Here is a 21530-nt window from a genome sequence, read left to right on the forward strand (position 1 = left end):
GACATTTGAACCATGGCAACACCGACAATTGCCGCCAACGCCTATGCAAACCTCGCCCGCGTGCTGGAGAACAGCGGTGCCGGCAAGGGCAGCGAGCCGAGCGGGCAGTCCTTTGCCTCTCTTCTGAAAGACACTGTCGGCAGCGTCCTGGAGTCCGGCCGCAAATCCGACGCGCAGACGGTGGCGATGGCCGCCGGCAAGGCCAACGTGATGGACGTGGTGACGGCGGTCGCAGACACCGACGTCGCCGTATCCACGCTGGTCTCGGTCCGCGACCGCGTGATCGCGGCATATGAAGACATCATGAAGATGCCGATCTGATTTTTGGCGCTCGCGCCCGCCCCAATCGTCATTGCGAGCGCAGCGAAGCAATCCAGAGTCTTTCCGAAGCGGCAGTCTGGATTGCTTCGCTGCGCTCGCAATGACGGGGGATAGGCCTTCGCATCGCTCGCAAGAGCGGTGGGAGGCGAGGAATAAGACAAAGGAATTGCGAAATGACCGGACCGGAAACCCTCGACGTCGCGCGTGATGCGATCTGGACCATCGTGATCGTGTCGTCGCCCCTGATGGTGGTCGGCCTCGTGGTCGGCGTCGTCGTGTCGCTGTTCCAGGCGCTGACGCAGATCCAGGAGCAGACGCTGATCTACGTGCCGAAGATCCTGGCCATCTTTGCCACAATGCTGTTGGCCTTGCCGTTCATGGCCGACGCGCTGCATTCCCACATGCTGCGGATATCGTCGCGAATCATCGGCGGCTGAGGCACAATGCGCCCATCATGCGCATCGACGTCTCGCTGCTGCCGGCGCTTGCCGCCTCCTTCATGCTCGCCTTTGCCCGGGTCGGCGCGATGGTGATGCTGTTGCCGGGTCTGGGCGAGACCAATATCCCGACACGGATCAAACTGTCGATCGCGCTTCTGCTCACGCTGATCATCCTGCCGTTGCATCGCAATGCCTATCAGGTCGACATGGGCTCGATCGCGCCGCTGCTGGTCCTGATGCTGCATGAGATCGTCATCGGCATCGTGCTGGGGGCGACCGCGCGGGTGACGTTGTCGGCGCTCCAGGTTGCCGGTTCCGTGATCGCGCAGCAGATGGGGCTCGGCTTCGTCACCTCGGTCGATCCGACGCAGGGACAGCAGGGCGTGCTGGTCGGCAACTTCCTGACGATACTGGGGGTGACGCTGCTGTTCGCCACCGACAGCCATCATCTGGTGATCGCGGCGCTGAACGACAGCTACACGATCTTCGCGCCGGGCGAGACCGTGTCGAGCGGCGATGTCGCCGCGCTGGCGACGCGCGCCTTCGCCGCCGCGTTCCGCCTGGGCTTGCAACTTTCCGGCCCGTTCCTGGTGTTCGGCCTCGTCTTCAACATCGGGCTCGGTGTGCTGGCGCGGCTGATGCCGCAGATGCAGGTCTATTTCGTCGGCGTGCCGCTGTCGATCTTCGCCGGCTTCCTGGTGCTCGCCGTCGTGCTCACGGCGATGATGGGCACCTATCTCGACTACTTCGTCGGTGTCATGCACCAAATGATGCCACTCAAGTGACCGGGTGATCGATGGCGGAAGACAACGATCCAGAGAGTCAAACAGAAGACCCGACGCAAAAACGTCTCGAAGAGGCGCTCGAACGCGGTGACGTCGCCAAGAGCCAGGAGATCAACACCTGGTTCATGATCGCGGGCGCCACGCTCGTGGTCTCGAGCTTCTCGGGGTCGGTCGGCAGCGGGCTGCTGGCGCCGATGCGCAACCTGCTCGCCAATTCCTGGATGATCAAGACCGACGGCAGGGCTCTGCTCGCCCTGATGCAGCAGATCGAAGTCGCGGTGCTCGCGGCGATGGGCGTGCCGCTGCTGATGCTGGTGCTCGCGGCAATTGCCGGCAACCTGCTGCAGCACCGCCTGGTCTGGTCGGCCGAATCCCTCAAGCCCAAGTTCAGCAAGCTGTCGCCTGCCGAAGGCCTCAAGCGCATCTTCGGCAAGCAAGCGGCGGCGAACTTCCTCAAGGGTCTCGGCAAGCTGATCGTGCTCGGCGCGGTCATGACCACGATCCTGTGGCCGGAACGGCATCGCATGGAGGCGATGGTCAGGCTCGATCCGGCCGCCATGCTCGGCGCCACCACCAGCCTGACCATTCACCTGCTCGGCGCGGTGGTCGCGGCGCTCGCGATCATCGCCATCGGCGACTATTTCTTCCAGTATCGCAGCTGGTTCCAGCGGCAGAAGATGTCGCTCCAGGAGATCAAGGAAGAGTACAAGCAGTCCGAAGGCGACCCGCACATCAAGGGCAAGCTGAGGCAGTTGCGCCAGCAACGCTCCAAGAAGCGCATGATGGCGGCGGTTCCCAAGGCCTCCGTGATCATCACCAACCCGACCCACTATTCGATCGCGCTGTCCTACGAGCGGGGCATGTCGGCGCCGATCTGCGTCGCCAAGGGCGTCGATAACCTCGCCTTCAAGATCCGGGAGATCGCGCGCGAGCACGACATCCCGATCGTCGAGAACGTGCCGCTCGCCCGCGCGCTCTACGCCACCGTCGAGATCGACGAGGAAATCCCGACCGAGCACTACCATGCGGTCGCCGAAGTCATCGGCTACGTCATGCGTCTGAAGAGCGGATTCGGTGCCAGCCGGCAATAAAACCCCTGAAAAGTACTGGAAATGGCCGTAATCTGGGAATCAGCGTACCTTTCGCCCCTGCTGCCCTTGCGCCTGCGGGTCCGATTCAGGCAGGGAGGACCCTGCGCGCCCTGTAGCGCGTTGATTCTCTGCCGACAGGCTGTGCCAGCTTGAGATGACTGCCGAGACCGACCACGACCTCACACGCGAGCCCGTTGCGGCGCACGAGCCCTCGCCGCGCTCGGGCAGCATTGCGCTGGTGCTGCTGGTGGCCGCCGGCCTCGTCGCCGTTGCCGTCGGGTTGATGACGCTTGGGCGCGCGCAGGCGCAGCCCTATATTCTCGGCATCCTTGCCGTGCTGGCGATGGTCGGCCTGTTCAACCTGTTCGCCTTCGCCGCCGGCATCATCCGCTTCGTCGACCGCAGTCTCGACGATCCCGTGATGGGGCGCATCGCCGACCACGCCTTCGACGGCCTCGCCGTAACCGACCCGCGCGGCCATGTGGTCTATTCCAATGCGGCGTATCTGACGCTGACCGGCGCCGCCGGGCCACAGGACGTGCGCCCGGTGGAGCGCGTCTTCATCGGCAACCCCGACGTCTCCGAAGCGGTGTTCCGCCTGTTGAAAGCCGCGCGCGAAGGCAAGCGGCAGCAGGAAGAGGTGCGCATCTCCGGCCATGACGGCAGCCAGGGCCGCTGGCTGCGGATGCGGGTGCGGCCTCTCGGCACCGGCAAGCGCGAGACGAGATACGCGGTGTGGTCGATCGCCGACATCACCCGCGACCGCGAGCGCCAGGAGGACGTGTTCCAGGAACTCCAGCACGCGATCGAATATCTCGATCACGCGCCCTGCGGTTTCTTCTCGGTCAATCCGGCCGGCGAGCTCGCTTATGTCAACGCGACGCTGGCGAACTGGCTCGACTACGACCTCGCCGAGATCGGCTCGGGCGGGCTGAAGCTCACCGACATCGTCTCCGGCGACGGCGCTTCGCTGCTGACCGCGATCGTGGCGGTGCCGGGCGAAGTCAAGACGGAAGTCTTCGACATCGATCTGCGCATGCGTACCGGCAAGACCATGCCGGTGCGGCTCTATCACAAGCTTGCCTTCGGCGCCGACGGTGCGCCGGGCCCGTCGCGCACGCTGGTGATCAGCCGTGCCCGCGACGAGCGCAGCGATCCGGATCGCGCCGCCGAAGTGCGCTTCATGCGCTTCTTCGACCATACGCCGATGGCGATCGCGACGGTCGACCGCGGCGGCAACGTCGTGCGCGCCAATGCGCGCTACGCCAAGCTCGGGCAGGCGCTGGGGCTCGACAGCGCCAGCAAGTCGATCTTCCGCGCGGTCAATTCGCGCGACCGTCATTTGCTGATCGCGGCCATCAACCAGGCCGCCGAGAATCAGGCCGACATCGCGCCGGTCGAGGTCGCGCTGGAAGGAACCAAGGAGCGCTGGGGCCAGTTCTTCGTCACGCCGGTCGACGGGGGCGAGAACGACGCGGAAGCCGCCATCGTGCACATGCTCGAGACCACCGAGCGGCGCGCGCTGGAGAACCAGATCAACCAGTCGCAGAAGATGGAGACCGTCGGCCAGCTCGCCGGCGGCATCGCCCACGACTTCAACAACGTGCTCTCCGCCATCATGATGGCGAACGACTTCCTGCTGAACGCGCACAAGCCGACCGACCCGTCGTTCCAGGACATCATGCAGATCAAGCAGAACGCGACGCGGGCCGCCACGCTGGTGCGGCAGTTGCTGGCGTTCTCGCGCCGGCAGACGCTGCGGCCGCAGGTGCTCGACCTCGGCGATGCACTCTCCGATCTCGCCATGCTGCTGCGTCGCCTGATCGGCGAGAAGGTCAAGCACGAGACCATCCACGGCCGCGATCTCTGGCCGGTCAAGGTCGACGTCTCCCAGTTCGAGCAGGTCGTCGTCAACCTCGCGGTCAACGCGCGCGACGCCATGCCCGACGGTGGCAAGCTGATCATCCGCACCGCCAACGTCACCACCGAGGAAGCGGCCAGGCTGGCCTACAAGGGCATGCCGGCAGCGGACTATGTGCGGATCGAGGTCACCGACACCGGTACCGGCATCCCCGCCGACATCCGCGACAAGATCTTCGAGCCGTTCTTCTCGACCAAGGAAGTCGGCAAGGGAACCGGCCTTGGGCTCTCCACCGTCTACGGCATCGTCAAGCAGACCGGTGGTTTCATTTACGTGGACTCCGAGCCGGGGCAGGGCACCTCGTTCCAGATCTTCCTGCCGCGCCATCATGCCGAGCCGGAGGTGCAGGTCGAGCAACCCGCGCCGGTCGTTGGCGCCAGCAATGGTGCCGCGAAGGAAGCCAGATCGGCGGCGGACGCCAAGCCCCGCACCGATCTCACCGGACAGGGCACCATCCTCCTGGTCGAGGACGAGGAGGGCCTGCGCGCGCTCAACGCACGCGGTCTGCGCTCGCGCGGCTACACCGTGGTCGAGGCCGAGAACGGCGTCGAGGCGCTGGAGGTCCTGGAAGAGCAGAGCGGCGGAATCGATCTCGTCGTCTCCGACGTCGTGATGCCGGAGATGGACGGCCCGACGCTGCTCAAGGCGATGCGCGAGAAGAACCCCGACATCAAGTTCATCTTCGTCTCCGGCTACGCCGAAGACGCGTTCGAGAAGAGCCTGCCCGAAGGCCAGCAGTTCGACTTCCTGCCCAAGCCTTTCACGCTCAGCCAGCTCGTGGCGGCCGTGAAGGAGACGATGGCGAAGGCGGGGTGAGGCGCTCCCCGTTCTCCGTCATTGCGAGGAGCGAAGCGACGAAGCAATCCAGCCTGTCTCCGCGGAAACAGTCTGGATTGCTTCGCTTCGCTCGCAATGACGGGAAAGAAAGCGGAATTGCCGTCGCAAAAGCGACCGGTAACCCGCGACCGCGGCGCTCCGCTCACCCGGCCAAGCTGCCGCCAAATATGGGCTTTTGCCACATCCCCGCGACTGAGGGCCGCAGCCATAGGTTCCGATAGTGGCTTCCTTTTTACGGAAGGCTGCCCATCTTAGGGGCACGTCCCCATGCCGGGGATCTGGGAAACGAACATGAATTTCTCGCAACGCTCCCGCAGCCTCTTCAAGACGATTGCCGTCGTGCTGGCGCTTGCGCTGCCGACTGCGCTGGCGATCTCGTCCGCCGACGCGCGCGTCGGTGGCGGCATGTCGTCGGGTTCGCGCGGTTCGCGCACCTATTCGGCCCCGCCATCGACCACGACCGCGCCGGGCTCGACCTCGCAGTTCAATCGGACCTACACCCAGCCGGGCGCAGGCATGAATTCGGCTGCCGCCGCACCCGCGCGCGGCGGCCTGTTCGGCCGGGCCGGCGGCTTCATGGGCGGCCTTGCGGCCGGCTTCCTCGGCGCGGGCCTGCTCGGCATGCTGTTCGGCGGTGGCCTGTTCGGCGGCCTCGGTGGCATGTCGTCGATCATCGGCCTGATCATCCAGATCGTGCTCGTGGTGCTCGTGGTTCGGCTGGCGATGTCCTGGTGGCAGCGCCGCCATACTCCGCAGGCGGCCTATGCCAACGCTGACGCCGGTGCCGGTCCGGGACCGCAGGCAAACAACCGTAGTGGTCTTGGTGGCGGCTTCGGCTTCGGCGCCAACAACGCACCGCTCGAGATCAAGCCGGACGACTATGAGGCGTTCGAGCGCCTGCTCGGTGACGTCCAGTCCGCCTGGTCCAACGAGGACGTCGCCAAGCTGCACACGCTCGCGACGCCGGAAATGGTCTCCTATTTCGAGCAGGACCTCGGCCAGAACCGCGCGCGCAACGTCGTCAACAAGGTCAGCGACGTGAAGCTGTTGCAGGGCGACCTCGCGGAATCCTGGCGCGAAGGCGAGACCGATTACGCGACGGTGGCGCTGCGCTTCGCGCTCACCGACAAGACGCTCGACCGCAATACCGGCGCGGTTGTCGCCGGCAGCGAGCAGCCGGGCGAGGCCACCGAAGTCTGGACCTTTGCCCGACGTCCGGGCGGCGCTTGGGAATTGTCGGCGATCCAGCAGACCAACTGATCGCGCGTATAGCGACAAACGAGGGCGTCGTGCTTCGGCACGGCGCCCTTTTCGTTTGAGCGGCACGTTTCCGGTTCAGGCGGCCATTTGGGCGAAGCACTTAATTGCTTGTTGGCCGCGCAGAGCTGCCGCAATTTCGCGCCTGCCGGTTGGATGAGGAGATATTCCGTGAGCCATTGTGTTGCGCGCCTCGGGACAAACTACGAAGGCATTGCCAGGAGTTCGTCTCTGCTGCTGGAGGCGATCGGAACGGCGTATGACCGGATCGAGGCCGAGGGCGACCGCAATTGCTGGATCTATCTTCGCCCCCGGCAGGAGGCACTCGAAGAATGCCATAAGCTGGTGGCGCGCGCGCGGACGGGCGAAAATCTTCCGCTGCTCGGCATTCCATTTGGTGTGAAGGACAATATCGACGTCGCGGGAATGCCGACCACTGCCGCATGTCCGGCGTTCAGCTACACGCCCTGGCATTCCGCGCATAGCGTCGAACGCCTCACTGCAGCCGGCGCAATTTGCCTCGGAAAGACCAATCTCGATCAGTTCGCCACAGGCCTATCCGGCGTGCGCTCGCCGCATGGCCCCTGCGCGTCCGTTGCCGATGCGCGCTATATTGCGGGCGGCTCCAGTTCCGGGTCCGCGGTCGCCGTGGCGGCCGGGCACGTCGCGTTCGCGCTCGGCACCGATACCGGCGGGTCCGGCCGCATACCTGCCGGCTTCAACAACATCGTCGGAATCAAGCCGACCGTCGGGCTGGTGTCATCGCGTGGCCTGGTGCCGAATTGCCCGACGATCGATTGCGTGTCGGTATTCTGCAACACTGTCAGCGACGGCGAAGCAATCCTCGACATCATCGAAGGGTTTGATTTCGAAGATCCCTACAGCCGCCTGCCCAGAACCTTTTTCCCCGCCGACGGGGCGGCGGCATCATTCCGGTTCGGCCGCGTTGCGCCGGCAGATCTCGAATGCTTCGGCATGTCGGAATGCGGCGAACTCTACGAGAGGGCCTGCGAACGTCTTGCTCATATCGGAGGAACGGCGGTCGAGGTGGACTTCGCCCCATTCCGCCAGGCCGGGGAGTTGATGTTCAGCGGTCCCTGGGTCGCGGAGCGGCACTCTGCCATCGCTTCTCTCATCGACGTCGAATCCGGCTCCTTGCTTGATGTCACGAGGACCGTGCTGGGCTCAGCCGCCGGCTATTCGGCGATCGACACGTTTGGTGCCATTCACCGGCTGCACCGGCTTCGCCGCGACGCCGAAGCAATCTTTGCCGGCATCGATGCCCTGGTGGTTCCGACTGCTCCGCGGCCGTTCACACTGGAGGAGATGCATCGTGATCCGATCACCCTCAACAATCGTCTGGGCTACTACTCGTACTTTGCCAATCTACTCGATCTCTGCGGCGTCGCCGTTCCGAATGCGAAATTGCCGAACGGCATGCCCATGGGCGTGACCCTCCTGGCGCCGGCCTGGCACGATCGCGCGCTGATCGGACTGGCGCGGCGGTTCGAGGCCGGCGCAGACCGATCGGCGTTCGAATTGAAGTCTGGCGGCTAAAGGGCGGACATTATTCCATCGCTCGCCCGAGCGTAGAAACATCCAGGATCGAAATCACGGATCTTTCGTATCTGATCACGCCTTCGTCCTGGAGCCGCGCGAGTTGCACGGTCACCCATTGGCGGGTGGATCCGATGAGGTTGGCGAGATCCCCGTGGGTAAACGGCATGCCGACGACGATCTCACCGTCGCGCTTCACGCCGTAGACGTGCGACAGGAAGATCAGCAGGCTATGCAGTCGCTCGGTGACCGAGCGCGTCCCAAGCATCTGGGCCATTGCCGAATAGCATCGCGCCTTGAATGCGAGGGCATCCAGCAAGGCGACGGCGATTGCCGGCGATTCAAGTGCAAGCCGCCGCAACGCCAGTCCGGGCATGAACGTCAACCGGCTGCGCTCGGCCGCAACCGATGTCCACATGTGCGGGCCTGTCCCGAATATGTCGGGCCCGCCGACGAAGTTGCCGGGAAACCAATAAGCGAGCGTGACTTCGCGCCCTGACGGTGCCGCATAATAGCTGCGTATGCGCCCCTCGCTGATCAGGTAGATCCCGGCCTGTGCGTCGCCCTGAGACCAAACCAGTTGGCCGGCTTCCAGGATCTTGTCGCGTCCTATCGCACGCAAGCGATTGCAATCAGCCCGGTTGAGACCATCCAGCAAGCCGGGCAGGGGTCTGACGAGATCGTCCGACTCCGCGAGCATCACGCCTGCCGCTATCGCGCTGTTCGCCGTGTGCATGGCCGGCTCCGCATGTGAGACCCGGCATCGACTATTCAAGAACCATGCCAGCCCTCTGCGGTCCACCTCAGACCCGCGGACTTCGGGTGATCAGTTCGCATCCGACTGATTGAACGCCCGCAACCCTTCTGCGCGGATGACGTCGAGACAATCCTTCTTGAGCGAATGATAAGCTGGCTCGACCAGGACAGAACTCGACCGTGGGCGCGGCAGCTTGACCGCGACTTCGCGTAGGATGCGGCCAGGTCCCGCGCTCATGATAAGAACGCGGTCGGCCAGCACGATGGCTTCATCGATGTCATGCGTCACGAATACGATTGTCGCCTTGATCCGGTCGCGCAACGCGAGCAGATTGTCTTGCATCACCGTGCGGGTCTGCGCGTCGAGCGCCCCGAAGGGCTCGTCCATCAGCAGCACACGGGGCTGATTGGCCAGCGCTCGCGCGATCGCCACGCGCTGTTGCATGCCGCCGGACAGCGTGTTCGGATAAGCGTCGGCGAAACGCTTGAGGCCGACCATCGCGATCAGATCGTCGGCGATGGCATACGCTTCCGTCGTGGACTTCCCGAGCATCCTGGGGCCGTGGGCGATATTCCTGCGGACGGACTTCCAGGGGAAGAGATGCGGCTGTTGGAACACCATGCCGACATCGGGACGCGGACTGTAGACGGGCGCGCCCTCGACCAGGATCTCGCCTTCGAACGGCACTTCCAGCCCGGCGATCGTATTGAGGACCGTCGACTTGCCGCAGCCGGAGGGCCCGGCGATGCAAACGAACTCGCCAGGCGCCACGTCAAACGAAACGCGATCGACCGCGATGACTTGCCCGCCCTTGGTGTCGAAAACGATGCTTAGGTTCGAGACTTGAATGGCGGGTTGTTTCCGCGCAGATTCGTCGGAGGCAGGCGAACTTGCCAGCGCCAGTTTCATGCTCGATCGAGATCCCGACATCAGCGCCACCAGACGATACGTTCGGCAAGAGCCGCAAACAGCCGGTCGGCGATGAACGAAATCAACCCGAGCGCTGCGAGCCCGCCCATGACCTGGCCCGTTTGCAAATTCTGCTGCGCAATCTCGATCCTGTAGACAATGCCGGCGAAAGCGCCGGCCAGTTCAGCCGCGACAAGCGTGTAGAAGGAGATGCTGACGGCGGTGCGCAACCCGACCACAATGTAGGGAAGCGCGCCCAGCAGCACGATCTCCTGGAGCATCTGCCGTCTGGGCGTGCCGAGCATCAACGCCGCCCGAATGAGGCCACGGTCGACCTTTTGCACGCCGATGTGAGTCGAAAGCCATACCGTGAAGAATACGCCCCATACGACGAGGAACAATTTTCCCGCCTCCGACAGGCCGAACCATAGGATGACGATCGGCACGAAAGCAATCGGTGGAATTGGCCGCAGGATGTGGAATAGCGGGGACAGCAAGCTCGAGATAACGGGGAATTGGCCGGTGAGGATACCGAGCAGGATACCGAGCGCGCCGCCCACGATGAACCCCGTGGTGACGCGAAAGAGGCTGGCTAACAGATCGCTAAAGAACTGTCCGCTTCGTATCCATTCAAGCACGGCCGCAGCAACCACCGTCGGCGGCGGAAACAGCACCATATTGACGGTCCCGGAACGGGAGACCAGCTCCCAGAGCCCAATGAACAAGGGAAGAGAAAGCGCCCCCACCAGAATATTGAGGCGGCGCAGCCCAACTGAATTCGGCCGCCGAGCGCGACCGCCAGTGCGAAGGGCAATATCGCTTTCTGCTGAAGTGGCTTCCGGCATGGCCACGCGGGTGCCTATTTCCACGATAAGGAGACGCGTGCGGGGTCGACCTTTTTCAGTGGCTCGGTGACGACGACCTTGCTGAAGTCGGGCATCGCCGCTCCCGGAGGATGGTTGCCGCTCTCGAGGCGCCATGCGGAGTGGGTCTTGAGAATCTCGATCAGCCGGTCGTCGAGACGCACCCGGTAAACATAGTCGGCCCAGATGGGGGCGAGGTCGTCCCGCTTCATGCCGACCGCGTCCGCCACGACCGTGATCGCCTCATCCGGATGTCCCTTCATCCAGACCTCGGCATCGATCAGTGCGGCGATGAACTTCTCGACCAGCGCAGGGTTAGTATCCAGATAGGGCCTCATGACGACGATATTGAACGTCTCGGAGTAAGTGCCCGTCGTATCGAGCTCAGCGACGGCTTCACCCAGGGCCTTCTTCGCGTTGGCGACGTGGGGCTCCCAGGTGTCGATCGCGTCGATGCTTCCTGCTGCAAGTGCCGGCAGCATCTCCTGCGGCCGCAGGTTGACGAGGGTGACATCCTTGGGAGTCAGTCCTGCCGACTTCAGCAAGGTCGCCGTGTAAACCTCGCTGCCGGTGCCGGCAGTGAATCCGATTCGCTTGCCGCGAAGATCTGCCTTGGTCTTGACGCCGGCCTTGGCCGCGACGACCGTCTTGAGGTCGGAATATTCCATGCCGGCGACGAAGGCGATGGGCTGGTTTGCCATCGCCGAAGCGGTGACCGGCGCCTCCGCCGTCGTCGCGATGTCGGCACCGCCCCCGATCACGGTGTCCAGGCACTGCTTGCCGGACGTGAAGTTCGAGACCGTGATGTCCAGTCCATTCTTTTCGAAAATTCCCTTCGATTTGGCGACGATCGCAAGGCCGGAGATCGGCCCGAGGTTTTGCGCAAGCCGGGCTTTGAGCAATTCCGCGGCCGAGGCGCAGTCCGGACCGATGGCAAGGCCGACGGCAAGGCAGCAAAGCATGGCACGGCCGGCAATTGCCTTGATTGGGCGGATGTTGGTCCGGTGCATGACGATCTCCCCTTGCGCCGCGCCCTGCGCAGCCCCGATGTGATCGCGAATACCGCCTTGAACGGTCCCGCCACAGTCCCCCGCGTCCTCCCCTGGACGATCACTTGCGGACCGGCCCATTTGGTATGCTCGCCCGGCGCTACTGTCCCGGGAAGCAATTAATCGACATGGCATTCGGGGGCGGCTGGAAATTGTCCGCGATCCGGCAGACCAACTGATCGCAGACGACATGAAAAACCAGGGCGTCGTGCTTCTTGCACTGCGCCTTTTTCTTTGGGACGTCTCGCATCGGGAACCGGAATAAGCGGGCCTGCGCCGGGTTGAAATCTGGGGCCAACGATAAAACACAACTGGAGGACAAGATGATCCGCATTGAGAGATCCGTGACGATTTCAGGCCTCGCGCTCGCCGCGGCCTTGCTTGCGGCGCTATCGGCGCAGGCGCAGTCGGCCGACATGACGTTCTTCGTGACGTCCAACGGTCCTGGCAAAGGCGCCGATCTCGGCGGCCTGGAGGGGGCCGATGCGCAGTGCCAGAAGCTGGCCCAGGCCGGCGGCGCCGGCAGCAAAACCTGGCGCGCTTATCTTTCGGCCCAGGCAGCCGACGGCAAGCCGGCCGTCAACGCGCGCGACCGCATCGGCAAGGGACCGTGGCAGAACGCCAAGGCTGCTGTGATCGCCAAGGACGTCGCCGATCTGCACGGCGCGGCCAACAACCTCACCAAGCAGACCGCGCTCAGCGAGAAGGGCGAGGTCATCAACGGCCGCGGCGACACGCCGAACCGGCACGACATCCTCACGGGTTCGCAAGCCGACGGCAGCGCATTTCCCGCGGGTGACGACAAGACCTGCAAGAACTGGACGTCGAGCACGCAAGGCGCAGCGGTCGTCGGCCACGCCGATCGTCAAGGCCTGCGCGATGACGAGCCGTCGAAATCGTGGAACAGCTCGCATCCCTCGCGCGGCCCCGACGGCGGCTGCTCGCAGGCCGATCTGAAGAGCACTGGCGGCGACGGCCTGCTGTATTGCTTCGCGTCAAATTGAGGCTTCCGTCATTGTGAGGAGCGCAGCGACGAAGCAATCCAGAGTCCCTCCAGGGTGACAGTCTGGATTGCTTCGCTGCGCTCGCAATGACGGAGCATGTGGTGCCGCCGTTCCGCCCCATCCTGACGGAACCTTGTCGCGCGTGATAAATTGGTCCTGTCGCTTCCACGCTCACGGACCCCTTTCATGAAATACGAGCTCTATTATTGGCCCGAGATCCAGGGCCGCGGCGAATATGTGCGGCTGGCGCTCGAGGAGGCGGGCGCGGCTTACGTCGACGTGGCGCGTGGCCCACGCGGCACAGCTGCGATGATGAAGATGATGGACGCGCACAAGGGTACGCCGCCCTTTGCGCCGCCGTTCCTCAAGGCCGGCAAGCTCGTCATCGGCCAGACCGCGAACATCCTGCTCTATCTCGGCGCCCGCCACGGCCTCGCCCCGAAGTCGGAGGCCGGTCGACTCTGGGTGCATCAGCTCCAACTGACGATCACCGATTTCGTGGTCGAGATTCACGACACCCATCATCCGCTCGGGCCCTCGCTCTACTACGAAGATCAGAAACCGCCGGCGAAGAAGCGCACGGCCGACTTCTGGGGCGAGCGCGTGCCGAAATATCTCGGCTATTTCGAGCAGCTCCTTGAGGACAATGGCGGTGCCTATGTCACCGGCCGCAGACTGACCTATGTCGATCTCTCGCTGTTCCAGATCGTCGCGGGGCTGCGCTATGCGTTTCCGAAGCGGATGAAGGCGTTCGAGACAGATATCCCGGGCCTCGTCGACCTGCACGACCGCGTCGCTGCGCGGCCGAACATCAAGGCTTATCTCGACAGCGAGCGCCGCATTGCCTTCAACGAGCAGGGCATCTTCCGCCGGTATAAAGAGCTCGATAATTAGCCGGTCCGGAGGGAGGCTGGCGGCAGCCTCCGTTCCGGACCGGCCGTTTCGGGCGCGATCAATCGCCCGAAGACCTCGTGGCTTTCGAGCGCTTGCGAACGCTTCGGGCCGGATCGGTCGGCTGAATCATCGGGGATCGTCGACAGATCATGCTCGTCGGGGCAGGGGGGCTTGCAGAACATCGTCGCTTCTGCCTTTGCGTGGGTGCCGTCCCCTCTAGCGAGGTTCGGTCGCGGCGACGTCAGTCGATCGGAGGAGAGGAAACGCTTTTCCGCGCGGTGCACAGCGGAGGTCGCGAGGAACACCCAGGCCGATGGCCAATGCAGGGTGCCGGCGGACGCGAACAGCAGCGCGCCCATCGCGACGGTGGTGATCGTGCTCTGCAATAAGAGTCATGCGATCATGCGCAGGTCTCAGGGGAGCCGCGCACGATATTGGTCCCGCTATCCGGCGAAGTTGCGGCCGGACACGCGAAAAGCCCGATCGACCGGATCGGGCATTTCATCTTCGACGCGGTTGATCAGGCGAGCTGATCGATCCGCGTACCTTGACCCGGCGGCAGCGGCGCAGGCGGCGGCGGCTTATAGGTCGGGTCGTTGTCCTTGGTCTTGGTCTGATCGTCCTGCTGCTTGGTCGTGTCGTAGCTCGGCACCACGATCGCGATCGGCGGCGGCGAAACGGTAGAAACGCTCATCCACAAATCCTCACATATGGAAACAATGGACTCTGCGCCGCGAGACGCGAAATTTCCTTCAAGCCAATCGTTAAAATGCGAGGGATCTGGTGCGTGAGAGAAGGCCGCTTTCGCGCCGCCACAAGCGTTGTTTCCGCGAGAGGACAGACCTCTCCTCGTCATTGCGAGCGTAGCGAAGCAATCCAGTCTGTCTCCGCGGAGGGATTCTGGATTGCTTCGCTACGCTCGCAATGACGGAATGTGTGGCGGCGACGTCGTTCCGCGGCCGGACTATGCCCGCGGTGACCGCGCGGTGCAGGCCTATTCGTCCTTGCCGCGCGTGATCGCGATGGATGCATCCGTCTTGGTGCGGGTGCATTCCATGTTGAGACGCCGGTAACGCATGCTGATCTTGTCGCCGCGCAAGAGCCCCATCCGCTTCAGGCAGCGTGTCGCGCCCGTCGTCGTATCGTCCTTGGTGACGGTGAAGACGATCGCCGCCATCGACCCCACCAGCGCAAAGAACTCCGGCTTCGGCTTGCGATCGCCCTTGGCGTAGAGCTCGATCGAATATTTGTCGCCACGGCAAGCCACGGACAATTCCTTGGCAGCGGGATGAGTCAGGTAGACGACATTCGCGGCGCGGAAATTCACCTTGAGGCGATCGACCTGGTTCGCCAGCTCCTTGGCGCTGTCGTCGCAGCGGTCCGCGCGGGCGGGCGAGGCGAGGGTCACAAGACCGGTGATGGCGACGGCGACCAGGATCGCGCCGCGGATGTGCAAGTTCAATGTCATGATGAAAAGCCCCTTAGCGGGCGCATTCAACCGTCGTCGGGCGCGCAGCGCAAGGGGCGCACCCCCGGTCTTCACCGGCATCATGAGGGCCTCGTGTCCGCCGACTGCCGCCGAAAATAGGTCGCCATGTCGCCGAATCGGGATGCCCCGACCGCACCAGAGCGCCTTCCCTTTGCGGCAAAAAAGCTTAGAACGCTTCTATGAAAAGGGCCCATGCGAGGGCTCTAAAACCCCGAGATTCCAGCCCATGAACGCTCCCACCGCCTTCCCCGACCCCGCAAAGCCCGTTCCGCCCTACAAGCACACACCGCTGTTTCCGCTGGGCAAGGACGAGACGCCCTACAAGAAGGTCACGGCCGAGGGCGTGCGGGTCGAGAAGGTTTTGGGCCGGGACATGCTGGTGGTGTCGCATGAGGCGCTGCGGGCCCTGTCGGAAGCGGCCTTTGGCGACATCAACCACTATCTGCGGCCGGGTCATCTGAAGCAGCTCCGCGCGATCCTGGAGGATGGCGAGGCGAGCCCGAACGACAAATTCGTCGCGCTGGACTTCCTCAAGAACGCCAACATCGCCGCCGGCGGCGTGCTGCCGATGTGCCAGGACACCGGCACCGCGATCATCATGGGCAAGAAGGGTTGCAACGTCATCACCGACGGTGACGACGAGGCGGCGCTGTCGGAAGGCGCGCGCGATGCTTACCTGCGCCGCAATTTGCGCTACTCGCAGGTCGCCCCCTTGTCGATGTACGAGGAGAAGAACACCGCCAACAACATGCCGGCGCAGTGCGAGATCTACGCCGAAGGTGATGACGCGTACAAATTTATGTTCATGGCCAAGGGCGGCGGCAGCGCCAACAAGAGCTTTCTGTTCCAGGCGACGCCTTCGGTGCTGACCAAGGACCGGCTGCTCGCCTTCCTCAAGGAAAAAGTGTTGACGCTGGGCACTGCAGCGTGCCCGCCCTATCACCTCGCGATCGTGATCGGTGGCACCTCGGCCGAGCTCTGCATGAAGACGGTGAAGCTGGCGTCGGCCCGCTATCTCGACGCACTGCCGACCCACGGCTCGCCTGACGGCAACGCCTTCCGCGATCTCGAAATGGAGCAGGAAATTCTGAAGATGACGCAGTCGCTCGGCGTCGGCGCGCAGTTCGGCGGCAAGTATTTCTGCCACGACGTCCGCGTGATCCGCATGCCGCGTCATGGCGCCTCGCTTCCGATCGGGCTCGGCGTGTCCTGCTCGGCCGATCGCCAGGTGCTCGGCAAGATCACCAAGGACGGCGTCTATCTCGAAGAGCTCGAGCACAACCCGGCGCAGTATCTGCCTGAGGTCGAGCAGTCGCTCGGCGGCGAGGTCGTCAAGATCGACCTCAACCAGCCGATGAAGGATATCCTTGCCACGTTCTCGAAGTACCCGACCAAGACGCGGGTCTCGATGACCGGCACCATGATCGTTGCGCGCGATTCCGCGCATGCCAAGCTGCGCGAGCGGCTCGACAAGGGCGAGCCGCTGCCGGACTATTTCAAGAACCATCCCGTCTATTACGCCGGCCCCGCCAAGACGCCCGAGGGCTACGCCTCCGGTGCGTTCGGCCCCACCACCGCGGGCCGCATGGATTCCTTCGTCGATCAGTTCCAGGCCGCCGGCGGCTCGATGGTGATGGTCGCCAAGGGCAACCGGGCGCCGGCCGTGCGCGAGGCTTGCAAGAAATACGGCGGCTTCTATCTTGGCTCGATCGGGGGTGCCGCGGCGAACCTTGCCGAGCATTGCATCAAGAAGGTCGAGGTGCTCGAATATCCCGAGCTCGGCATGGAAGCGATCTGGCGCATCGAGGTCGTCGATTTCCCGGCGTTCATCATCATCGACGACAAGGGCAACGACTTCTTCAAGGAGTTGAATCTCGGCTAGCTCTTCGCCTCGCTCCGGGGTGCCGGAAGAGCTCGGCCTGCATGGTTCGAGACGCCCGCTTTGGCGGGCTCCTCACCATGAGGGTCTGATATCTCGCCGCGAAATGCGACCTCATCCTGAGGGCCCGCCGGAGGCGGGCGTCTCGAAGGATGGGCCGCAGGCTAGCTGCAATTCGTGACCTGGTTGGAGCACAGCCCGCGCCACCAGCCGCGGACGCCGTCCTGGCTCTCGACAAGGCCCCAGAGGCCGCTGCAAGCAAAGATGTGCTTCGGCCCGCCGTCGGTGTCGATCGGGCCACCGAGCTCTCGCTGGGCCGGCATCCATTTCGCATCGACGAAGGGCGCCTGGAACAGGCCGCCCATGCGTGTCGCGCCATTGGCGTAGGACGCGCCGACCTTGTTGGAGGCGACCCAGCCGCGTCCGGCATAGGGTTTTGGCGCGCTGCGCGGATATTTCTTGTCGTCCTCGTAGTCCTTGCCCGGCGGCTTGGCACCCTCGATCAGAAACCAACCGTTCTTGAAACCGATGATGCGGAATTCGGTGAGCCAGCCGCCATCGGGCGTGTTCTCGCTGCCGCCGAGCTTGAGCCGGTAGGGCGGCGGAAGCGTGCCGAGCACCCGCGCCTTGATCGACGGTTCGGCACGCACGTTGAGTCCATCAGGATCCTTGTCGACGGACCGGGCGCCGAGATCGCAGGGCTCGGTGCCTTCGGGGAGCGTTGAGCGCTTGGCGGCGAGATCGGCGTGCAGCTTTGCGAAATCAGTGTCGTCGTTGTCAGGGTCCGGCCCGGTACGCGGCTTCAATTCGGCCGAGACTGCGCGTGTCGCATCCGGCGTCAGCGTGACCACGAGAGCATGGCGCGCAGCGAACACGCTTGCCGGTGACTTCGGGTCGTTCGACGAGGCCGGATAGACGGCGAGGTCGCCCGTCGAACCTTCGGTTCGATAGGCCGTGCCGGCGACATAGCCTGCCGGCACCATGGCGAGCGCGCTTGCGCGCCACGCCGGTTCGGCATCGTCCGCGCGCGCCGCTTGTGTTGCGGCACACAGGATCGTCGCAGCGATGAGACCGAGCGCGCGCACGGTTGCCGCGCGGCTTACGCGCGGGCGCCCGTGAACGGGAAGCTGCCCATCGGGCCGATGCCCATCTCGCCGCTCATGCTGTCGCCGGAGACGGTTCCGATGAACTCGAGCGTCAACGGCATCGGATTGGTGATCGAGACCTTCCAGTTCACGGCATCGCCGCTGACGGTGCCGTCGAAAATTTCGGCTGTATCGCCTTCCGCACCCTGCGTCCCCGTCAGCGTGCCGCCCGCGGCCGTCAGGCTCAGCGTCGCCTTGCGCTCGCCCATGGGGGTCGTCAGGGTCAGAGTCCAGTTGCCGTCGACGGCCATTCGCGTCTCCCAAGATCCCGGCGGACCGCGACGATCCGCGGGCCCGTCCCGGCCGAGCGTATAGCGCAACTCGCAGCAGCTGCCTAACGCTCCGTGGGAGGCATTTAGGCGCGGGCGGCGGCGCGCCGTCGGCTGGTGACGACGAGCCGAAGGACGACATATTGCACGGCGAAGGCGAGGATCTTGGCGCCGCCTGCGACCACCGTGAGATAGAACGCCCACAGCTTCAGATCGCCTGTGGAGGCGACCGCGATCATGCCGGCGCCGATCACGAACATCAGCGCGGCCCAGGCATAACCTGCAGCCGTCACATATTCCGGAACGGTCTCGACGACGATCGGCGGCATATAGCGCAACATCCAGCCGCGCTTGAGCATGATGGTGCCGATCGCGAAATGCGCGATCGAGGGCTTTGCGAGCATGAAGCGGGGATCGTTGGTCAGCAGCGTGACCGTGCCGAGCACGACGACGAGCGCGACGCTCGCATAGGTCATGTAGTTGAGCTGCTGCCCCTTGACGCGGGCGTAGATCACCTGCGCGATCGCCCCGGCAATCGCGACCGACGTTGCCAGGACGACGTTGTCGGTGACGAGGTAGATGACCAGGAAGACGATGGCGGAGAAGAGGTCGGAGGCGAGGCGGGCGAATACGTCCTTCATCGTCGATCCTGTTCAGCGGGAGGTGGGCAACGCGCTGGCCGGCGCACCGTACTTGATCTGCCGATATTCGGGATACCATTTTGTGAAGTAGATCGCGCTGTTGCGGGCGGCGAAGGCGACCGCAAGGCTCGACCAGAGCGGCAGGCCGGGGACATAGAGCAGCACGAGATTGGCGGCCGCCATCAGCAGCGCAGCCGCCGTCCACGCGCCGGTGATGACGTAATTGGCGTAGAGAAAGCCGGGCATTGACGCGGTCTCGGCCGGCACGGATTCGAGCGCGTATTGAAGCGTGAAGGGACGGCGGACCAGCATCGAGCCGAGCGAGATGACGAAGATGCCGATGTCGACCGACAGCTTGACACCGAGCGTGCCGAGCGCCGGGTCGAACAGCGCGAGGTGGAAGCCGATTGCGGCGAATAGCAGTGCCGAGCCCACGGCCAGGATCTTCACCGAACGGCCGCGCACGACATCGATCGCGACGGTAGCGAGACAGACTGCCGAGGCCACGAACACGCTGATCGTGGCCGACGTCATCAGCATCAGGAATGTGAAGGCGCCGTAGGGCGCGAGGATCAGGAAAATCGCCATGGTCCGCCTCGGTCAGGGCCTTATCTTTACGATGTAAAGATCAGTAAATCAGGATCGGGGTGGGGTCAAGCAAAATCTTTACAGTGTCAAAATGACGTAAGCAACTTCTAAAAATTGAATTGCTGCAACGGCTTGGGCGGCCATCTCGTCGATGAATCCGGCCCAGGGCAGGTGCGACAGGATAGGTAACGCGCAGGCGATCGAGAGGACGAACGCTAGCAGGATACCGCCGTTGAAGACGGTTTGGCCGCTCCGCCGCGGCCGGATCATCCTGATCCTGATCCCGGCGCAGATCAGGATCAGGATCAGGATAGCGAGGCGGTCCGCGGCGATCGTGGGCATGTGCATGAGAGACCTATTGGTGACATCAGCATTGACGAGAGGAGCGCTACCGCGCGCCGACCCAATTGCCGTGAAAACCGTCGGGCACGCGGTGGCCGAGCTGCACCAGCGCGACCGGGCCGGCCTCGACATCTCCGGCGTTGAACACGGCGAGGTCGCTGCGGCTCTCCCGCGCGCGCCAGACCACCGCCAGCAGCCAGCCATCGCCTTCCGCCGCATCTTTCGACCGCTCGACGAATACGGGTTCGGAAATGGTGTCGCCGGCCGGCAGCAGATAATGGCCGAGGCGCTTTCCATTGCCGTCGACATGGACGACGCCGGACAGCGCGCCGAATATCGGCAGCTTCGGATTGGCGCAGGCGTACCAGCCGTGACGGTTCCTCAATCCGGCGCGGCGGTCGTCGATGCGCGGGAACTCGCCGGTGAGATCGTCGAGATAGGCCTGCTGGAAGCGGTCGGTGTCGCCTGACAGGTCGAATGTCCAACGGCAATGGCGGGCGCGCGACTTCTCCGGATCGGTCGGCCGGCCGTCCGGATGCGGAAACAGCGGCGCTTCCTCGAACTGCATGACGTCGGCGATGATGCGGTTACCGTCCTCCCACGCATTCATGACGTGGAAGACGTAACAGGCTTCAGCGCGGAACCAGACGATGTCCTTCGCGCTGCCCTTGCGCTTGATCACACCGACATAGGCGCCCTTGTCCGGCTCCCAGGCATAGGGCGGCCGCCCGCTCATCGCGCGCTCCATGCTGCCGGTGAGGGGCAGGATCGGAAACAGCACGTGGTTCTCGGTGACGATGAAGTCGTGCACCATGCTGGCATAGGGCGCCTCGAAGCGTTCAAAGCGCGTCGCCTTGCCGGACGCATCAATCGACCCGTAGGAGAGGACAGGCGTCAGCGGTCCCGCCGCATTGTAGCCGAAGAACACCAGCTCGCCCGTGACGGGATCCATCTTGGGATGCGCCGTGAAGCTGCCGGCGACACGGCCCTGATAATTGTGATAGCCGCGCGTTGCGAGCGTATCAGGCTCGATCTCGGTGGGCAGATGCGCTTCCTCCAGCGCCAGCAGCTTGCCGGCATGGAAGATGATGTTGGTGTTGGCGACACCGCCGTCGGTGAGGTTTGCCGGCGCATCCGGCAGCTTGCGGCCGAAGCCACCGAACAACGCGCGGCCGGCATCGTGCTCTGCCAGCCATTTCGGCGTGCGGATCCAACGGTTGCGATAGCTGGCACGCCCGTTCTCGAGATGAAAGGCATGCAGCATGCCGTCGCCGACGAACCAATGCGCGCCAGGCGAGTCGAACTGCGGGTTGGGACCGTTGCGATAGAGCGTGCCGTTGAGCTCGCGTGGCAATTCACCGATGATTTTCAGGAAGGGCGCGTCGGCTTCGAACGGAATCGGACCGAGATTGTGTCGGCGCGCGGCGGTGGCGTCCTGTTGCACGGTATGCCTCCCTAATCTTTACATCGTAAAGATCAAATAGCCGCCGGA

23 protein-coding genes are annotated in these 21530 nt (G+C 64.1%); 10 read left to right on the plus strand and 13 right to left on the minus strand.

Going from position 1 to position 21530, the window contains the following annotated elements:
* The first annotated feature begins 12 nt into the window (after positions 1-12).
* From fliE to atzF, 7 genes are all read left to right on the plus strand, one after another.
* Entirely contained in the window at positions 13-321 is a 309-nt protein-coding gene (gene fliE, locus C7G41_RS21465) for a flagellar hook-basal body complex protein FliE (RefSeq protein ID WP_007612285.1), read from the plus strand.
* Between the two features lie 173 nt (positions 322-494).
* Entirely contained in the window at positions 495-758 is a 264-nt protein-coding gene (gene fliQ, locus C7G41_RS21470; RefSeq protein WP_007612284.1) for a flagellar biosynthesis protein FliQ, read from the plus strand.
* 17 nt (positions 759-775) lie between these two features.
* The gene (gene fliR / locus C7G41_RS21475; RefSeq protein ID WP_106944404.1) at positions 776-1546 is read left to right on the plus strand and encodes a flagellar biosynthetic protein FliR; all 771 of its coding nucleotides are present in this window, start codon (positions 776-778) and stop codon (positions 1544-1546) included.
* A gap of 11 nt (positions 1547-1557) precedes the next feature.
* Complete coding sequence (gene flhB, locus C7G41_RS21480; RefSeq protein ID WP_106944405.1) at positions 1558-2637, plus strand: flagellar biosynthesis protein FlhB; 1080 nt, start codon at positions 1558-1560, stop codon at positions 2635-2637.
* A gap of 154 nt (positions 2638-2791) precedes the next feature.
* The gene (gene cckA, locus C7G41_RS21485; RefSeq protein ID WP_106944406.1) at positions 2792-5374 is read left to right on the plus strand and encodes a cell cycle histidine kinase CckA; all 2583 of its coding nucleotides are present in this window, start codon (positions 2792-2794) and stop codon (positions 5372-5374) included.
* Positions 5375-5662: 288 nt separating this feature from the next.
* Positions 5663-6655 (plus strand): Tim44 domain-containing protein, encoded by a 993-nt coding sequence (locus C7G41_RS21490; protein WP_106944407.1) that lies wholly within the window; start codon positions 5663-5665, stop codon positions 6653-6655.
* 168 nt (positions 6656-6823) lie between these two features.
* Complete coding sequence (gene atzF / locus C7G41_RS21495; RefSeq protein WP_106944660.1) at positions 6824-8209, plus strand: allophanate hydrolase; 1386 nt, start codon at positions 6824-6826, stop codon at positions 8207-8209.
* Between the two features lie 10 nt (positions 8210-8219).
* Here the strand turns inward: atzF and C7G41_RS21500 are convergent, their stop codons facing one another.
* From C7G41_RS21500 to C7G41_RS21515, 4 genes are all read right to left on the minus strand, one after another.
* A complete protein-coding gene (locus C7G41_RS21500; protein ID WP_245446634.1) occupies positions 8220-8909 on the minus strand; it encodes a Crp/Fnr family transcriptional regulator in 690 nt (229 codons plus the stop codon).
* A gap of 126 nt (positions 8910-9035) precedes the next feature.
* The gene (locus tag C7G41_RS21505; RefSeq protein ID WP_199198517.1) at positions 9036-9875 is read right to left on the minus strand and encodes an ABC transporter ATP-binding protein; all 840 of its coding nucleotides are present in this window, start codon (positions 9873-9875) and stop codon (positions 9036-9038) included.
* Positions 9876-9895: 20 nt separating this feature from the next.
* Positions 9896-10720, minus strand: coding sequence for an ABC transporter permease (locus tag C7G41_RS21510; RefSeq protein ID WP_245446636.1), 825 nt, complete (start codon positions 10718-10720; stop codon positions 9896-9898).
* Between the two features lie 14 nt (positions 10721-10734).
* A complete protein-coding gene (locus C7G41_RS21515; protein ID WP_245446611.1) occupies positions 10735-11979 on the minus strand; it encodes an NrtA/SsuA/CpmA family ABC transporter substrate-binding protein in 1245 nt (414 codons plus the stop codon).
* A 131-nt stretch (positions 11980-12110) separates the two neighbouring features.
* Here C7G41_RS21515 and C7G41_RS21525 point away from each other — a divergent pair, with 131 nt between their 5' ends.
* Both C7G41_RS21525 and C7G41_RS21530 read left to right on the plus strand, forming a co-directional pair.
* Positions 12111-12791: a lectin gene (locus C7G41_RS21525; RefSeq protein ID WP_106944413.1), complete on the plus strand. Its 681-nt coding sequence runs from the start codon at positions 12111-12113 to the stop codon at positions 12789-12791.
* 186 nt (positions 12792-12977) lie between these two features.
* Positions 12978-13685, plus strand: coding sequence for a glutathione S-transferase (locus C7G41_RS21530; protein WP_106944414.1), 708 nt, complete (start codon positions 12978-12980; stop codon positions 13683-13685).
* Here C7G41_RS21530 and C7G41_RS39015 read toward each other — a convergent pair.
* The 3 genes from C7G41_RS39015 to C7G41_RS21540 all read right to left on the minus strand — a co-directional run bounded on the left by C7G41_RS39015 (position 13682) and on the right by C7G41_RS21540 (position 15153).
* Positions 13682-14071 carry a hypothetical protein gene (locus C7G41_RS39015; RefSeq protein WP_373681139.1) on the minus strand — a complete coding sequence of 130 codons (390 nt, stop codon included), beginning with the start codon at positions 14069-14071 and terminating at the stop codon, positions 13682-13684. The two genes, C7G41_RS21530 and C7G41_RS39015, sit on opposite strands and share 4 nt — an antisense overlap.
* Before the next feature lie 134 nt (positions 14072-14205).
* Complete coding sequence (locus C7G41_RS37880) at positions 14206-14379, minus strand: hypothetical protein (RefSeq protein ID WP_018456406.1); 174 nt, start codon at positions 14377-14379, stop codon at positions 14206-14208.
* Positions 14380-14679: 300 nt separating this feature from the next.
* Positions 14680-15153, minus strand: a complete 474-nt coding sequence (locus tag C7G41_RS21540; protein WP_106944415.1) for a hypothetical protein — start codon at positions 15151-15153, stop codon at positions 14680-14682.
* A gap of 247 nt (positions 15154-15400) precedes the next feature.
* Between C7G41_RS21540 and C7G41_RS21545 the strand changes: the two genes are divergently transcribed.
* Entirely contained in the window at positions 15401-17056 is a 1656-nt protein-coding gene (locus C7G41_RS21545) for a fumarate hydratase (RefSeq protein WP_106944416.1), read from the plus strand.
* 161 nt (positions 17057-17217) lie between these two features.
* On the opposite strand, the gene C7G41_RS21550 is transcribed toward C7G41_RS21545, so the two are convergent.
* From C7G41_RS21550 to C7G41_RS21575, 6 genes are all read right to left on the minus strand, one after another.
* The gene (locus C7G41_RS21550) at positions 17218-18138 is read right to left on the minus strand and encodes an SH3 domain-containing protein (RefSeq protein ID WP_106944417.1); all 921 of its coding nucleotides are present in this window, start codon (positions 18136-18138) and stop codon (positions 17218-17220) included.
* Positions 18139-18152: 14 nt separating this feature from the next.
* Positions 18153-18449 carry a hypothetical protein gene (locus tag C7G41_RS21555; protein ID WP_106944418.1) on the minus strand — a complete coding sequence of 99 codons (297 nt, stop codon included), beginning with the start codon at positions 18447-18449 and terminating at the stop codon, positions 18153-18155.
* Between the two features lie 104 nt (positions 18450-18553).
* Positions 18554-19108: an inner membrane-spanning protein YciB gene (locus C7G41_RS21560; RefSeq protein ID WP_106944419.1), complete on the minus strand. Its 555-nt coding sequence runs from the start codon at positions 19106-19108 to the stop codon at positions 18554-18556.
* A 12-nt stretch (positions 19109-19120) separates the two neighbouring features.
* Positions 19121-19696, minus strand: coding sequence for a hypothetical protein (locus C7G41_RS21565; RefSeq protein ID WP_106944420.1), 576 nt, complete (start codon positions 19694-19696; stop codon positions 19121-19123).
* A gap of 78 nt (positions 19697-19774) precedes the next feature.
* Positions 19775-20044 (minus strand): hypothetical protein, encoded by a 270-nt coding sequence (locus tag C7G41_RS21570; protein ID WP_106944421.1) that lies wholly within the window; start codon positions 20042-20044, stop codon positions 19775-19777.
* A gap of 40 nt (positions 20045-20084) precedes the next feature.
* Complete coding sequence (locus tag C7G41_RS21575; RefSeq protein WP_106944422.1) at positions 20085-21482, minus strand: carotenoid oxygenase family protein; 1398 nt, start codon at positions 21480-21482, stop codon at positions 20085-20087.
* Positions 21483-21530: the final 48 nt, after the last annotated feature.

The organism is Bradyrhizobium sp. MOS002, from assembly GCF_003020115.1.
GTDB lineage: Bacteria > Pseudomonadota > Alphaproteobacteria > Rhizobiales > Xanthobacteraceae > Bradyrhizobium.